Source organism: Sarcina sp. DSM 11001 (assembly GCF_900101015.1).
GTDB lineage: Bacteria > Bacillota > Clostridia > Lachnospirales > Lachnospiraceae > CAG-791.
On the sequence record NZ_FNFZ01000012.1, the window covers coordinates 21,422 to 36,638 of the forward strand.

Below are 15,217 nucleotides of genomic sequence, written 5' to 3' on the forward strand. Positions count from 1 at the left end.
TGACAGCAAACAGGTTGAGGAATAGAGATGTCTCTTAAGTTAATGTATATTACAAATCGACCGGAAGTGGCGGTTATTGCCGAACAATATGGCGTTGACCGGATTTTCGTAGATATGGAATATATAGGGAAGGCTGACCGCCAGAAGGGGAATGATTCCCTTATAAACTATCATACACTGGAAGACGTGAAGACTATACGGGCAGCAGTTAAGAAAGCCGGATTTCTGGTCCGGATCAATCCGATTCATGATCCCCTTGAGGATTATCCCGGGTCGGAGGAGGAAATCGAAGCCGTTATAGAGGCCGGGGCGGATATTGTCATGCTCCCATATTTTAAGACACTTGAAGAAGTGAAACGCTTCCTCAAAGCTGTAGACGGAAGAAAAAGAACAAGCCTGCTTTTGGAGACAAAGGAGGCGGCGGACATTCTGGACGATATCCTCCGAATCGATGGAATAGATGAGATCCATATTGGTCTGAACGATCTGTCGATGAGTATGGGCAAAACGTTTTTGTTTGAAGTCCTTACGGACGGGACTGTGGAAAAGCTTTGCAGGAAGTTGAAGGCTGCCGGAATGGTCTATGGATTCGGCGGGGTCGCCCGTCCTGGTCACGGTATTGTTCCTGCTGAAATGATCGTCAGGGAACACTACCGGCTCGGAAGCAGTATGGTGATCCTGAGCAGAGCTTTCTGTGATTTGAAGACAATAGGAAATGATCTGCAGACTGTCAGAGAGATTTTTGAACAGGGTGTTCCGGAGATCAGAGCCCTGGAAAAAGAATGTGAGGACTATCTGAAAAAAGAAGGTAAAGAACATAATCGGTATTTTGAGCTAAATCAGAAGGAACTTGCCGGGGCAGTTTGTTCAGCTGTGAAAATAGTAGGTGTATAGTTCTGCAGTAGTGGTTTTCCTTTCTTGCCAATATGGCGGACGTTAAGTGAAAACAGTAGGTATATAATTCTGCCGGAGTAGTGTTTGTTGTTGTCCATGGGGATCTGGCAGAACAGATTGTTCTATATGTTAAGGAATAAGACTCAATGAAGAAAAAGGCAAATCAAATTGATCTTGTCAAGATGTTGTTTTTCATATTGAAGCACTTATGGCTCCTCGTTCTGTGTGCAGAGCTTGGGTTCGGCGCCTTCTATATGTATATGACACGGCGCATGCCGGAGACCTATACCGCAACAGGTACGATGTATGTCAGCAGTTATAATCCTGAATATATTGACGATGAATATACGAGACCAGGGGACTTGAGCTCTGCTTCACAGCTGATCAAAACGCTTCTGGTTGTAGTCAAGAGAGACTCTGTTATGAGCAAGGTGGCGGACCGGGTTTCGGAGACCCATCCCGGAATCGATGCCGGGATGGTCTCGTCAAGTCTTTCCATGGAATCTGTGTCCGAGACAGGCGTAGTAGCTGTTAAATCGACGACCCTCGAAGCTCAGTTGTCAGCTGATATCGCAAATGCTGTGATGGAAATAGCACCAGAAGAGATCGTCCGTGTAGTCGGGGTCGGAAATGTAGATATTATGGATTATGCAGTAGTCCCGGTGCTGCCCAATGAAAAGAAGGCGGTTTTCAGTTCCTTGAAATACGGAGCTGCGGCCGGTGCGGCTTTTGCAGTAGTTTTACTTGCCCTGCTCTACATTTTGAATCAGAAGATCACAGATCTCCGAGAGTTGAAAGAAAACTATAAACTCCCGATCCTGGCTGAAATAAAACGTCTGGACAGCGCTAAAAAGGATCCGGAGGCTTTTCTTTTGACGAACCGGAGCCCCCTGGAGGTTTCGGAAAACTACGCCAAGCTCCGCATGAATCTGTTTTATACACTGGTCGATAAAGAGCAGAAGATCGTAGTCATTACCAGCTCTGTCTCCGGGGAGGGCAAGTCTACCATCTCCGCCAATCTTGCCATCTCCTGTGCGATGAGCGGGAATAAGGTAATACTGGTGGACAGTGATATGCGGCGGTCAAGCCAGAGCGAAATTTTCAAATATGAAACCGATAAAGAGGGTCTTTCAGATGTGCTGGCCGGCAGATGTCAGTGGCAGAATGTGATCATGAAAGATGTCGCACAGAAGGTTGACCTGCTGCCCGCGGGACATCTTCCGCCTAATCCGGCGGAGCTGCTGGAATCCGCCAGAATGCAGCAGCTGCTTCTGGAACTGAATGATGCTTATGACCTGGTGCTGCTGGATATGCCCCCTGTCGATATTGTGGCAGATCCCCTGGCGGTGTCCGCTCATGTCGCAGGGTGTATCCTCATGGTCCGCCAACATTTCACCACTCATCAGGATTTGCGGAAGGCACTCAACGCCGCAGAGATGACAGACATGAATGTTCTGGGCTTCGTCTTTTACGGGGAGCACATGCACGAGTCAGGATATTACAGCCGCAAGTATTACAGGAAATATTATAAAAATTACTACAGTAAAAGAACCACTCGGGGAAGCACTCTGGGAAGCAATCTGGAAACCGCCCGGGGGAGCACTCTGCAAACTAACCAGGGAAGTACTCAGGGAAGCAATCTGGAAACCACCCGGGGAAGCACTCATATAAACACTCAGGAAACAGAAAATGAATCTGCTGATCACCGGAGCGTGGACAAGTAAATATATCGATGAGATCGAAGAAGAGGGGCACAAGGTCCTGTTTATGCAGCAGGAAAAAGACAAGCTCCCCTGCGCGTATGACTGGCCGGAGGGGATCATCTGCAACGGACTCTTTCTTTATCATCCTCTGTCCCGATTCACAAATCTCCGCTATATCCAGCTGACCTCAGCCGGCTTAGACCGCGTTCCCATGCAGGATATTCTGAAGAGAAAAATCGAGATCCACAGCGCCAGAGGTGTCTACAGCGTCCCCATGGCAGAGTTCGCGGTCGCGGGAGTGCTGGATCTGTATAAAGACATGGACCGGTTTCGGGACCAGCAAAAAAATCATGCCTGGATCAAGAACCGCCAGGTCAGGGAACTGGCGGGCAGCAGGGTCCTCATTGTCGGCTGCGGCAGCGTGGGCACTGAGTGCGCCAAAAGGTTCAAGGCCTTCGGCTGCAGGATCACCGGTGTGGACAGACTGGCCATTGAGGCAGGAAACGGCAGCACAATCAAAGACAGGAATCATGATCGGATCAAAGATTGGAACGATGTCGGGAACCTCGGCGAGAGGTTTGAAAAGATCTATGACCAGATCCGGCCGCCGGAAGCCCTGGACGAGGAACTGCCTGCCTCTGATATCGTCATTTTGTCCCTTCCCCTGACGGACGAGACTCAGGGAATGATCGACGAGAGAAGACTAAGCCTGATTAAAGGGATTCTCGTCAACATCTCCCGGGGGGGCCTCTTGGACCGGCGGGCGCTGGAAAAATGGGAGGGTGCTGCCGTGCTGGATGTCTTTGAGGAGGAACCTCTGCCGCCGGAGAGCCCCCTATGGGAAAAAGAGAATATGATCATCACGCCTCATAACAGTTTTGTCGGGGACGGAAATGCAGAGAGGCTTAAGGCACTGATTATGGGAAATATGCGGAAGGTCTGCAATCTGCCGGGGCTGCAGGAAGCAGGGCGTTGACAGATTGGTAATGAAGAATAAAACAGGATCTGAAATGAAATTCATTTTATTATCTCCCAAAAACAGGACAGCCTATAATTTTCGCGGGGATTTTATAAAAGAACTGGTATCAAAAGGATACGAAGTTGTTGTTACAGGACCTGATCACACAGATGTAGAAAAAATAGAGGCTCTCGGCGCGCGCTTTGCAGTCATTCCATTGGACAAAAACGGCACGAGTATTTTCGGAGATCTGAGATACTTCCGTTTGCTCACAAGCTTCCTCAGAGCTGAAAAACCGGATGCAGTCATGGGCTATACGGTGAAGCCGGTCGTATACGGATCGATCGCAGCAAAAAGAGCAGGTGTACAGAATGTCACTGCGCTTATTACAGGGGCCGGTTATACCTTTATTTCTACAAGTCCGAAGGCCAGAATACTCGGGATGATCGTCCGCAGGCTTTATCGGGTCGGTCTGGGGAAGGCGGACCATGTCATATTCCAGAACAGGGACGACATGCAGGAGTTTTGCCAGAGAAAACTGGTGGATCCCGGAAAATGTTCGTTTGTCAATGGATCCGGTATTAACCTGGACTATTACAGGACGGTTCCGTTACCTGAAAATCCTGCCTTTTTCATGCTGTCCAGACTGTTGAAGAGCAAAGGAGTCAGAGAATATCTGGAGGCGGCAGAAAGAGTAAAAGAAAAATATCCTTCAATACAGTTTTATCTTCTGGGAAACTATGAAAATTCGATGCAGGATGCAGTGGAAAAAGAGTATGTTGAAGGATTTATACGCAGAGGCCTTGTCCGGCGATTTTCGGAAACCGGTGACGTAAGACCTTTTTACAGGATGTGCAGTGTCTATGTCCTTCCCTCCTACCGGGAAGGGACGCCGAGAACAGTGCTGGAGGCCATGGCAATGGGCAGACCGATCATTACGACGGATACCCAGGGGTGCCGCGAAACAGTCAGAGAGGGCGTAAACGGTTTCCTTGTTCCTGCCCGAAACAGCGACAGTGTGGCAGAAAAAATGATCTGGTTTATTGAGCATCCCCATCAGATCGCCGCCATGGGAGCAGAAAGCCGCAGATATGCGGAAGAGAAATTTGATGTCAACAGAATAAATGAAGAAATGCTGCGGATCATGCAGATTTAAAAGGAACTGAAGGCTGATATGAGAAAACGGGACCGGTCATCCATTCAACAGCCTGCCTGTTTGACATAGCAGGTGACCCGTAACATCCACATTCTCAGAAAAGATGACGCAATAGAAATTGATCATGGAGACAAATATGCTTAGGCAATTGAAGGACATGATGAGGAAATGGAAAGACAGCAGTGATCTGGGAGAGAAGGTTTTTAATACCATCAGGAGCGCTGTGCTCTCCTTTTCCGGCTTTGTTCCGGACGAACCCTATGCCAGAATGTTTTATAAAATCTATACCGGGAAAGATCTGAATCTGGAAGACCCGGTCTATTTTAATGAGAAACTCTGGTGGCTCAAACTTCACAATCGTAATCCTCTGTTGACAACATGCTCGGATAAGCATCTTGTAAGAGAGTATGTCAGAGAATGCGGATTATCGGACATACTGATCCCACAGGTAGAGGTCCTAAAAAATGCCGAAGAAATAGATTTTTCCAGATACAATTATCCGGTAATGTTTAAATGCAATAAAGACTCCGGAGGACATGTCCTGTATGATCCCGATTCCCGCGGAAGCTTCGATGAAAAGGCTGCCAGAACAAAACTGAAAAAGGCACTTGCTGAAAAATATTATCTGATCTCCCGTGAATGGAACTACAAGAATATCAGTCCCCGCATTGTAGTTGAGAAAGTGATCAAAGACAAGGAAGGCAATCTTCCCGGGGACTACCGGTTCTTCTGTTTTGATGGGATACCAAGACTGCTGATGATGGATTTCGGAGTCTTGACGGATCAGGGGAGACACAAATTTGCATATCCAAGAAATATTTATGATATGGACTTCAACCTTCTGCCTGTAAGGATCGGCCGGGATAATTACAGGGGGAAAGTGGAAAAACCCGAAAACCTGGATCGGATGATCCAGATCGCGGCCAGGCTGTCGCAGCCATTCCCTGTAGTAAGGGTGGATCTGTATAATGTAGACGGAGTGATTTATTTTGGTGAAATGACCTTTTATCATGGCGGCTGCTGCCAGGAGATCACTCCTGAAGAGTGGGATCTGAAAATGGGCAGCTGGATAGATTTAACAAGCAAAAAGATAGTATTGAATTCTGAAGAGCATTGCGCGAAGCAGATAAGGTGGAGAATACAGAGAAGTGGAAAAAGCCGAAAACGTTGAAGATGCGGGAAAAGTGGAAAATGCCGGAATAATGGAAAATGAAAAGATTTCAGTCATAATGGGAATCTATAACTGCGCTGAGTATTTACCTGCGGCTGTTGAATCTATTCTGGCGCAGACCTATACAAACTGGGAATTGATCCTCTGTGACGATGCGTCCACGGATAAGACCTATGAGATTGCTGAAAAATACAAAGACAAATACCCGGACAGGATCATTCTCCTGCGAAACAAAAAGAACAGAAAACTTGCCTTCTCCCTCAACAGATGCCTGAAGCATGCGACGGGGAAATATGTGGCCCGTATGGACGGGGATGACATGTGCCGGCCTGACCGCTTTGAGAAGCAGGTCGGTTTTCTCAGAAGGCATCGGGAGTACGATCTGGTCGGCTCTGCAATGCAGAGGTTTGATTCAAATGGACCGGGCTATATCAATTACTCTGTAGATCATCCGGACTACTACACTTTAAGAAACAGGAATCCTTTTCACCATGCCACTATCCTCACTTATAAGTATGTGTATGACAAGGTAAAAGGGTATACGGTCGCTCCCAGAACGGAGAGAGGACAGGACATAGACCTGTGGTTTAAGTTTTATCATGAAGGATTCAAGGGCTATAACCTGCGGGAACCCTTATATCTGGTCAGGGAAGACAGAAGTGCGGTCAGACGGCGCTCTGCTCAGGTCAGGGTCAACGCCTTCAAAACAAAAATGATTGGTTTTCGTCTGTTAAATTATCCCCGGCACTGGATCCTTGTATCAGGCGGGGTTTCCTTTCTCAAATGTCTTGTACCCTATCCGGCCATGGACTTATACAGGCAGGTTCAGAGGAAACTAAGCAGACTCCAATAAAGGCAGGAGTCTTGCTGTGCACAGGAAAATGTGTGGGGCAGAGAAATGACAGTCTATTTGATTACTTTCCTGATCTCGGTTCTTTTCAGTTATATGGCGGAGGGACAGTATGAATCAGAGGATTCATTGAGTGATAAATATGTTGTAAAAGAAAAATATGTCGTAAATACTGAAAGACATACCGGTTACTTTTTTTTCCTGACAGGATGCGTATTGATCCTTGTTGCGGGCTTGAGGTACAGAGTCGGAACAGATTACGGTTTTTATTATTCCCGCTATCCTCGTTTAATTAATAACCTGCCTCATTCGATCCTCGCTCTGGATGAACCGGGGTTTGGGTTACTGGCATGGATCGTCACACGGTTTGTTAATGATGGGGGCGCAGTGATCCTCGTGTCCTCGCTTGTCACACTAGCCCTGCCATTAATGGTTATCTACCGCAATACTAAGAAACTGGCTCTTGCGACAGCGTTGTTCATAGTGACGGGATTCTGGCATGGGAGTTTCAATGGGGTAAGACAGTATCTGGCTGCAGCGGTCCTATTCAGCGGGTATAGCTTTTTGAAAGAAAGACAGTTTCGTCAATATTGTCTGGTAGTGTTTGCGGCTTTTTTATTCCACCGGTCTGCCATTATCATGCTGCCTGTATATTTCATTGTACATAGAAAAATTAATCAGATAAATCTTTGTTTAATAGCCGCGGCATTGGCACTGATCAATGTTTATTCCAGGTTTTTCCTTCCCATAGCCGGGTGGATCATGGAGAAACAGTATTCCCGGGATAGTGGTTATGTGACACAGCAGGTCAATATACTTCGCATTGCTGTCGAATGTATTCCTTTAATCATATTTTTGATCATGTACTGGGGAGAGGAATTATCGGAATCAGAGACCTTCTCCCTGAATCTCTTAATTATTCATGTGTCTTTGCGGGTACTGACAATGAACAGCGCCCTGCTGTACAGGTCAGGGATTTATACGACTCTGTTCGCAGCCATGGCCATCATAAACCTGCAGGACGGTTTAACGGATGGGAACAGGAAAATAATTGTAAACGTAATTACTGCCCTCTACTTCTGCCTGTGGTGGTATGATTTGAGCGCATCGAGTAGTTTAAACAGCTTTCACTGGATTTGGGAAAGATGAATTTTATTACAAAAGGGAGCGGCCCTCTTTATTATAATTTTGTTTTTCTCTTCGCGGGATACGATTACCATGCTGCCATGCTGGGTAAGGAACTGCTTACACATCCTCTTGTAAGAATATACAAGTATGCTTTTAAAGGAAACCGGCTGGAGGAGTTCCTTTTTCATTTACATACGGCTTACAGCATTAATGAGAAATTCGAAATCCCATTTAAATCCATCTGGTTTAAGCGCATGTATGAGCAGGACTTCTCCAATGACCTGCCCATATGTTTCGTATATGTAAGCCCTAATATGGTCCGTTATGAGGGGGGATTTATTGATTATGTCCGTAAACAGAATCCTGATAACCGGATTGTGATGCTGCACTGGGACCTGATCTCCAAAAAAGTAAAATATGAGTACGACATTATAAAACGCAAAGTAGATCTGGCCATCACCTATGACAGTGAAGAAGCGAAAAAGTACGGGATACACTATTTTCGGGAGACAGTATATTCAAAGCTGGTAAAAGAACCTGAAAGCCCGGAAATAAAATGGGATGTCTATTTTTTGGGAGCAGCAAAGGACCGTCTGGATAAGCTCTATGAAATCTATGCGTTTTTGAAGGGAAATAACTTGAAATGCAAGTTCCTGATCGCTGATGTGCCGGCTGAAAAACGTATTTCCGGGGAGGAAATTGAATATATTGACAGCATCACTTATAAAAAAAATCTTCATTATGTTATCGAATCAAAATGTATTTTGGAAGTCGTACAGGGAAATTCCAGTGATATAACTACACGGGCAAAAGAAGCGATGGCTTATGGGAAGCGATTGATCACAGACTGCCGAAGTGATCTGCGGTCCTGTTTCCATGAAGGACAGCTGATCTGTTTCTCAGAAGTGTCTCAGATTGATCCGGACCTGATAAGGGCTGACTACCCGACAGGGGGATATCCGCCCTTATTGGATATGAATCCCTTAAAACGTCTTTATGATATACAGGAGCAGTTGGAGAAGCTGAATGGATAATCCTCTGATCAGTATTATAATTCCGGTCTATAATGCAGGAGAGCATTTGAAAAAATGCCTGGATTCGGTTATTCATCAGACCTGGCGGAATCTGGAAATACTGTTGATCGATGACGGTTCGACAGACGGAAGCGGTGATTTATGCGATGAATATGCCGCAGGGGATAAGAGGATCACTTGCCTCCATCAGGTCAACAGCGGAGTTTCAAAGGCTCGTAACGCGGGAATCAGGCTGGCGAAAGGAGATTATTATCATTTCCTCGACGGTGATGATTACATAGAAGAGGACACCTGCGAATATCTCCTGCACCTGATCCGGGCCCATGGATGTGAAGTGATAAACTTCGAATATTATATAACCTATCCGGATAAAGAGGATGTTCATTGTCTGCGGGGGGATCAATACGGCTTATTTCAGACGGCTGAAGCTCACCGCATCACCCTCACAGGGGAACCTTTTGTGTGGAATAAACTGTTTTCCAGAGATGTCATAAAAGGGGAAAACGAATCTGACCCTGTTTTCTTCAGGGAAGATCTTTCGCGGGGAGAGGACTCTTTTTTCGCTCATCAGGTCATCGAGAGAGCAAAAACTGTCTGGTTTGATAAACGCCCCCTATACCATTACGTTCAGAGCAAAAACAGTGCGGTGAGGGGAGAATTCCGTGCATCTCAGCTGAGTGCATTGAAATTATACGGGGCATATCAGCAGTTATATCAGATCGATTATCCTGAGCTTTATCCGATCTTCCTGAAAAAAATGGGCCACCTTCTGATCAGCATTTATTTTGATATGTGGAGTGATCAAAGAGACTATGGCCGGGAACAGGAGGAAGTGTATAAATACTTTACAAAATATGGACTCCAAAAGATCTGCCCCGGTCAACTGTCACTAAAAGATAAATTTAAGTTTTCCTTGTTTTCCTTGTCACCCGGTTTATTCTGCAGGCTGCATACATTTCTGCATAAAAGAAAATAGGGGGATCGGATGAGAGCTGCTATTGTTACATTATATGCGGATAACTATGGCAATAAACTGCAGAACTATGCGCTTCAAACCATCATGGGGTCCCTGGGGTACGAAACGAACACGATCCTGATCGAGAATGGACACAGATTTCACAGGATAGAAACGATGGGAGATTATCTTTCCAGGTTATCTCCCTGTTATTTGAAAAAGGCAGCGTCTTCGAGATTTAAAAACAAGTATCTTTATAAAAATCAGAGAGACGGCATCATTAAATCGATGCAGTTAAGTAATTCGGATTTTCATATCCGATTACGCAATAAATTGCTCAATAAGAGAAGAGAGGCATTCAGATTATTTTCCAAACAGCATTTACATCTGGAAAGCAGAGTATTAAAGCCGGGAGATTATCAATATGCTGATGAATATGATGTCTATATCTGCGGTTCGGATCAAATATGGAATCCGACCTATAAAAGCTTTTCGTCACCGTTCTTTTTGAGCTTTGTTCCTGAATATAAACGTGTCGCATATGCGCCGAGCTTTGGATTAAGTACGTTACCGGAAGAATTAAAGCCCTTATACCGCAGATGGTTAAATGGAATTCCTTATTTATCAGTGAGAGAGGAGGAGGGCGCCCGGCTTATCCGGGATCTGACAGGAAAGCGTGTTCCGGTTTTGCCTGATCCCGCTTTATGTCTGTCCGCCTCGGAATGGGAGGCGATAGAAAAAAAGCCTTCACTTAAAAAGACTTTACTTAAAGAAGCTTTACCCCGGAATCCTTTACAAAAAGAGCCTTTACAGGGGGAGAAAGCTTATATTCTCACATATTTTCTGGGGAACGAGACAGATTTATATCGGAGGTTTATTGAGAAATATGCCATACAAACCGGTGCAGAGATCATTAATCTAAATGATATTCGAGAACCGGATCATTATGCGGCAGGTCCTGCAGAATTTGTCTGGCTGGTCCACCATGCAAAGGCGGTGTTCACCGATTCTTATCACGGTATAATTTTCTCCCTTATTTTTCATACCCCCTTTGTAGTGTTTAAACGAATAGAATCCGGCGGCGAGGGGATGAATTCCAGGATCGACACTTTGCTTAAGATTTCAGGAATGGAAAACAGGAGGTTTGAGACACTGTCTTTGGAAAGCATAGGCTCAGTTGATTTTAAAGATGCTGACGCCGCTGTTCAAAAGAAGGTTCGAGAAGCCAGACTCTTTCTTATGCATGCTCTGAGAAAAATGAATGACGAAGCGTCCGAGGCAAATCTCGAAAAAACAAAGGTTTCAGAAACGGTCCGCCCGGATCGGTCAGACTGCAGCGGATGCTCCGCCTGTTCACAGATTTGCCCGGTCGAATGCATCCGGATGGAAAATGACGCAGAGGGATTCCTGTATCCGGTAATTGACGGGAGTAAATGCATAAACTGTGACCGGTGCAGGGACATTTGCGTGAGGGCACAGAGTCCTTTGACGGAAAGTAATGCGGCGTCAGAGAAGTCCTATTTAGCTTACTCCAGAGATGATGATATCCGTCGCGGCAGTTCTTCCGGCGGATTGTTCAGCATGATCGCGGAAACAGTTCTGTCAAAAGGAGGACTGGTCTGCGGCGCCGGTTTTGACCGCGATTTTAAGGTCCGGCATATGTTCGTTTCCGCCCTTGCTGATCTTCCCGGGCTTCGGGGATCCAAATACGTACAGAGTGAGACGGGAAACAGCTATAAGAGGATCAGGGAGGAGCTTGAACGGGGGAGGCTGATTCTTTTCAGCGGCACACCCTGCCAGGTGGATGGACTGCTCGCCTGTCTGGGAAAAGAATACGAAAATTTATATACCCAGGACATTCTCTGCCATGGAGTCCCTTCGCCTGCCGTGTGGAAGGAATATCTGTCGATGAGAAGCGGAGGAGAGCCTGTGAAGGACGTCTCCTTCCGCGACAAAACATACGGGTGGCACTATTTTTCCATGAAAATAGAAACAGACAAAAGAAAGTATGTCAGGAGACTTGATGAGGATACCTATCTCCGGCTTTTTTTAGACGATGTGATCTTAAGACCTTCCTGCTATGCCTGCCGTCATAAAAACATTCATCATAAAGCGGACTTTACTTTGGGAGACTGCTGGGGAAAAACAGACGGCCTGAAGGACGATGACCGGGGAATATCCCTGCTTTTCGTCAACTCGGACAAGGGACAAAAGCTGATCGGGGAATTGGAAAATGATGTGCTGTTTTATGAGATACCGTTTGAAGATGCAGTCCTTAAACAGAAGGTGATGACAGAATCTGTACCCTACAATCAGGACCGGGAACTGTTTTTTGCGATGGCGGAAGAGATGGGGATTCGAAAAGTACTTGAAAAATGGTATAGTCCGGATCCGGTATCCTTTCTGAAAACCCGAAAGGGGTATGCGAAATATGTGATCGCCAGAGGATTGAAAAAAATCAGAGCAAAAAAAAGCAGCTGATTCAAGACTCGCGAACAAGTCCTGAAAGAAGGTATCATAGAGGATACATCATAGAGGATACATAGAAGAAATACAGAAGAAATACAAAGGAAGTACATCAATGAGCTACAACAATATTGTCTTCGAAAAGGATACATTATTTCTCGTTACGGGAGGAGCAGGTTTTATCGGATCGAACCTTTGCGAGGCAATTCTGAATCTCGGATATAAAGTGCGGTGTCTGGACGATCTCAGTACCGGCAGTCAGGCCAATGTTGATCTGTTCATAAATCATCCGGATTATAGTTTTATCAAGGGTGACATAAAAGACCTGAATACATGTCTTGAGGCCTGTGAAGGGGTGGATTACGTTCTGAATCAGGCAGCATGGGGCAGCGTCCCGAGATCTTTAAAGATGCCCTTGTATTACTGCGCGAATAATATTGTGGGGACCTTAAATATGCTGGAGGCTGCCCGGCAGAAGAAGGTGAAAAAATTTGTATACGCGTCCAGCAGCTCTGTTTATGGAGACGGAGCGGAGCTTCCTAAAAAAGAGGGAAGGGAAGGAAACCTTCTTTCTCCCTATGCTGTGACAAAAAGGACGATCGAGGAGTGGGCAAAGCAGTATACTATGCATTATGGTCTTGATACCTATGGCCTCCGGTATTTTAATGTGTTCGGCCGACGCCAGAATCCTGATGGAGCCTATGCTGCGGTCATTCCCAAATTCATTACGCAGCTCCTGCACGGTGAGATTCCCACGATCAACGGCGACGGAAAGCAGAGCCGTGATTTTACCTATATTGAGAATGTCATCGAGGCGAATCTAAAGGCATGTACCGCACCCTCTTCTGCTGCCGGACAGGTCTTTAATATTGCTAGCGGCACACGGGAATACTTAATAGATATCTATTATGGGCTGACTTCCGCCCTGGGGGTCGAAGTTCAGCCGGTCTTCAGGCCGGACCGTCCCGGAGATATTAAACACTCAAATGCTGACATAAGCAGGGCGCGGGAAATGCTCGGCTATGATCCGGACTGGTCCTTTGAACAGGGAATAAAAGAGGCAATTAACTGGTACAAAAACAATCTTTGAAGGCCGGTATTGATTTGAAAAGCGGGGGACTGCCATGGGTAAAGAGGATTCGCTGGTGAGTATGATCACTTACTGCTTCAATGGCGAGCGGTTTGTACATAAATACTTTGAGGCTGTTCTTGCACAGGATTACAGGAATATAGAGCTGATCTTCTTTAACAACGGGTCCACTGACCGGACAGGTGAGATTGCGGAAGAGTACAAACCAAAACTGGAAGCGAAGGGATATGAGGTCCATATCATCCACTACAGGGAAAACCAGTCTACATGCCAGCTGAAACAGGACGCCTTTCACATGATGAAGGGGGATTATTTCTTCGGGTGTGACAGTGATGATCTCATTGATCCTGATTATGTGTCGACAATGGCAGGTTATCTACAGAGACATCCCGAAAAGGGAATCGTATATTGCCAGTTGAGGGTCGTGGAAGAGGAAACAGGTATCCTTATGTCCATAGACAGAATGATCCCGAGATACAGGGACAGGGAGGCCTTTATTGATATCCTGAACGGCGTCAATATCAATTTTACTGCAATTTCCTATATGATGAGCCGGAAACACTTTGAGAAGGTGAATCCTGAAAAGAAGATCTACATTTCCAGGTATGGAGAGAACTATCAGATCCAGATACCTTTTCTCTATAACAATTTACAGGGTTATATCGAAAGACCGCTTGGTCAGTATACGGTCAGAAAAGACAGCTATACAGGAACTCTGACTACAGAAAAGAAAGTCACCGCCCTTAAGGGACAGGAAAAAAGTGTTCTTTTCACATTGAGACAGATCAATGCGGAAAAGAAATATTATCGGTTATTTATCGCGAGGATCAGGCGTGATCGTTTTTATACAGCCCTTCACGGAAAAGACAGACGGACTGCGGAAGAGTGCTGGCAGGAGTATTGCAGAGTAAAAAAACCGACGAAAAAGGACATATTGGCATGGGCGCTTTACTGCATGGGACTCTACAGAACAGTCTGGAAAATAAAAAGGAGAAAGAAGAGGTTAAATAAGCCAGGATGAAAGTTGTTATTCTTGCCGGTGGTTATGGGACACGCTTTTCCGAACAATCGCAATATAAGCCAAAGCCCTTGATCGAGATCGGCGGCATGCCCATTTTGTGGCACATTTTGAAGGGCTATTCTCATTATGGCTTTAATGATTTTATCATCTGCGCAGGTTACAAACAGTACGCGGTCAAGCAGTGGTTCGCAAACTATTTCCTGTACACAAGTGATATCACCTTTGACATGAAACATGGAAACAAGATGATCATCCACAATCAGCGCACTGAGCCATGGACAGTGACTGTGGTCGATACAGGCTTAAATACCATGACCGGCGGGAGGATCAAAAGAGTACAACCCTACATAGGAAATGAGACCTTCATGCTCACTTATGGAGACGGCGTCTGTGATGTAAATATATCCAATGTGCTTGCCTTTCATAAATCCCATGGGAGACTGGCGACACTCACTTCGGTGATCCTCGAGCAGCAGAAAGGTGTGCTTGATATAGGCGGAGACAACGCTGTACATTCTTTTCGTGAAAAAAATATAAATGACGGCGCCCCGATCAATGCGGGGTTCATGGTTCTGGAGCCGGAAATATTTGACTATATAGAGGGGGATGACACTGTTTTTGAGAGGGATTCTCTGATGAAGCTGGCGGACCAGGGACAGCTCATGAGCTATTCCCACAAAGGCTTCTGGCAGTGCATGGACAATAAACGGGAATACGATCTTCTGGAGAAATTGTGGCAGACGGGGCATGCGCCCTGGAAGGTATGGGATAATTGATGGATTTAAAAAAGA

Annotated in this window: 13 protein-coding genes; all 13 read left to right on the top strand. The window is 45.8% G+C overall.

Annotated elements, in window-relative coordinates; genetic code table 11:
* Positions 1 to 27 precede the first annotated feature (27 nt).
* The 13 genes from BLT02_RS07860 to rfbF all read left to right on the top strand — a co-directional run bounded on the left by BLT02_RS07860 (position 28) and on the right by rfbF (position 15,202).
* The gene (locus BLT02_RS07860) at positions 28 to 894 is read left to right on the top strand and encodes an aldolase/citrate lyase family protein (protein WP_092993390.1); all 867 of its coding nucleotides are present in this window, start codon (positions 28 to 30) and stop codon (positions 892 to 894) included.
* A gap of 146 nt (positions 895 to 1,040) precedes the next feature.
* Positions 1,041 to 2,618 carry a polysaccharide biosynthesis tyrosine autokinase gene (locus BLT02_RS07865; protein ID WP_092993393.1) on the top strand — a complete coding sequence of 526 codons (1,578 nt, stop codon included), beginning with the start codon at positions 1,041 to 1,043 and terminating at the stop codon, positions 2,616 to 2,618.
* A complete protein-coding gene (locus BLT02_RS07870) occupies positions 2,584 to 3,573 on the top strand; it encodes an NAD(P)-dependent oxidoreductase (protein ID WP_092993396.1) in 990 nt (329 codons plus the stop codon). The genes BLT02_RS07865 and BLT02_RS07870 overlap by 35 nt, the downstream gene beginning before the upstream one ends.
* A gap of 34 nt (positions 3,574 to 3,607) precedes the next feature.
* Positions 3,608 to 4,711: a glycosyltransferase family 4 protein gene (locus tag BLT02_RS07875; RefSeq protein ID WP_175453741.1), complete on the top strand. Its 1,104-nt coding sequence runs from the start codon at positions 3,608 to 3,610 to the stop codon at positions 4,709 to 4,711.
* 136 nt (positions 4,712 to 4,847) lie between these two features.
* On the top strand, positions 4,848 to 5,882 hold the full coding sequence (locus tag BLT02_RS07880) for an ATP-grasp fold amidoligase family protein (RefSeq protein ID WP_175453742.1): 1,035 nt from the start codon (positions 4,848 to 4,850) through the stop codon (positions 5,880 to 5,882).
* Positions 5,860 to 6,735 (top strand): glycosyltransferase, encoded by an 876-nt coding sequence (locus BLT02_RS07885; protein ID WP_092993406.1) that lies wholly within the window; start codon positions 5,860 to 5,862, stop codon positions 6,733 to 6,735. The genes BLT02_RS07880 and BLT02_RS07885 overlap by 23 nt, the downstream gene beginning before the upstream one ends.
* Positions 6,736 to 6,780: 45 nt before the next feature.
* On the top strand, positions 6,781 to 7,881 hold the full coding sequence (locus BLT02_RS07890; protein ID WP_092993409.1) for an EpsG family protein: 1,101 nt from the start codon (positions 6,781 to 6,783) through the stop codon (positions 7,879 to 7,881).
* Positions 7,878 to 8,894: a WaaS/CpsH family glycosyltransferase gene (locus BLT02_RS07895; protein ID WP_092993412.1), complete on the top strand. Its 1,017-nt coding sequence runs from the start codon at positions 7,878 to 7,880 to the stop codon at positions 8,892 to 8,894. Before BLT02_RS07890 ends, BLT02_RS07895 begins: the two co-directional genes overlap by 4 nt.
* A complete protein-coding gene (locus tag BLT02_RS07900) occupies positions 8,887 to 9,870 on the top strand; it encodes a glycosyltransferase family 2 protein (protein ID WP_092993415.1) in 984 nt (327 codons plus the stop codon). The genes BLT02_RS07895 and BLT02_RS07900 overlap by 8 nt, the downstream gene beginning before the upstream one ends.
* Positions 9,871 to 11,334: 1,464 nt before the next feature.
* Complete coding sequence (locus BLT02_RS17775) at positions 11,335 to 12,330, top strand: Coenzyme F420 hydrogenase/dehydrogenase, beta subunit C-terminal domain (RefSeq protein WP_242869739.1); 996 nt, start codon at positions 11,335 to 11,337, stop codon at positions 12,328 to 12,330.
* A 100-nt stretch (positions 12,331 to 12,430) separates the two neighbouring features.
* Positions 12,431 to 13,405, top strand: a complete 975-nt coding sequence (locus tag BLT02_RS07910; RefSeq protein ID WP_092993421.1) for an NAD-dependent epimerase/dehydratase family protein — start codon at positions 12,431 to 12,433, stop codon at positions 13,403 to 13,405.
* A gap of 34 nt (positions 13,406 to 13,439) precedes the next feature.
* Positions 13,440 to 14,426 (top strand): glycosyltransferase family A protein, encoded by a 987-nt coding sequence (locus tag BLT02_RS07915; protein ID WP_092993424.1) that lies wholly within the window; start codon positions 13,440 to 13,442, stop codon positions 14,424 to 14,426.
* Positions 14,423 to 15,202 carry a glucose-1-phosphate cytidylyltransferase gene (rfbF, locus tag BLT02_RS07920; protein ID WP_092993427.1) on the top strand — a complete coding sequence of 260 codons (780 nt, stop codon included), beginning with the start codon at positions 14,423 to 14,425 and terminating at the stop codon, positions 15,200 to 15,202. Before BLT02_RS07915 ends, rfbF begins: the two co-directional genes overlap by 4 nt.
* Positions 15,203 to 15,217: the final 15 nt, after the last annotated feature.

Coding starts and splice junctions, on each gene's coding strand:
- BLT02_RS07860 (WP_092993390.1), top strand. CDS start 28: ATGTCTCTTAAGTTAATGTATATTACAAATCGACCGGAAGTGGCGGTT.
- BLT02_RS07875 (WP_175453741.1), top strand. CDS start 3,608: ATGAAATTCATTTTATTATCTCCCAAAAACAGGACAGCCTATAATTTT.
- BLT02_RS07900 (WP_092993415.1), top strand. CDS start 8,887: ATGGATAATCCTCTGATCAGTATTATAATTCCGGTCTATAATGCAGGA.
- BLT02_RS07865 (WP_092993393.1), top strand. CDS start 1,041: ATGAAGAAAAAGGCAAATCAAATTGATCTTGTCAAGATGTTGTTTTTC.
- BLT02_RS07890 (WP_092993409.1), top strand. CDS start 6,781: ATGACAGTCTATTTGATTACTTTCCTGATCTCGGTTCTTTTCAGTTAT.
- BLT02_RS07915 (WP_092993424.1), top strand. CDS start 13,440: ATGGGTAAAGAGGATTCGCTGGTGAGTATGATCACTTACTGCTTCAAT.
- BLT02_RS07895 (WP_092993412.1), top strand. CDS start 7,878: ATGAATTTTATTACAAAAGGGAGCGGCCCTCTTTATTATAATTTTGTT.
- BLT02_RS07910 (WP_092993421.1), top strand. CDS start 12,431: ATGAGCTACAACAATATTGTCTTCGAAAAGGATACATTATTTCTCGTT.
- BLT02_RS07870 (WP_092993396.1), top strand. CDS start 2,584: ATGAATCTGCTGATCACCGGAGCGTGGACAAGTAAATATATCGATGAG.
- rfbF (WP_092993427.1), top strand. CDS start 14,423: ATGAAAGTTGTTATTCTTGCCGGTGGTTATGGGACACGCTTTTCCGAA.
- BLT02_RS07880 (WP_175453742.1), top strand. CDS start 4,848: ATGCTTAGGCAATTGAAGGACATGATGAGGAAATGGAAAGACAGCAGT.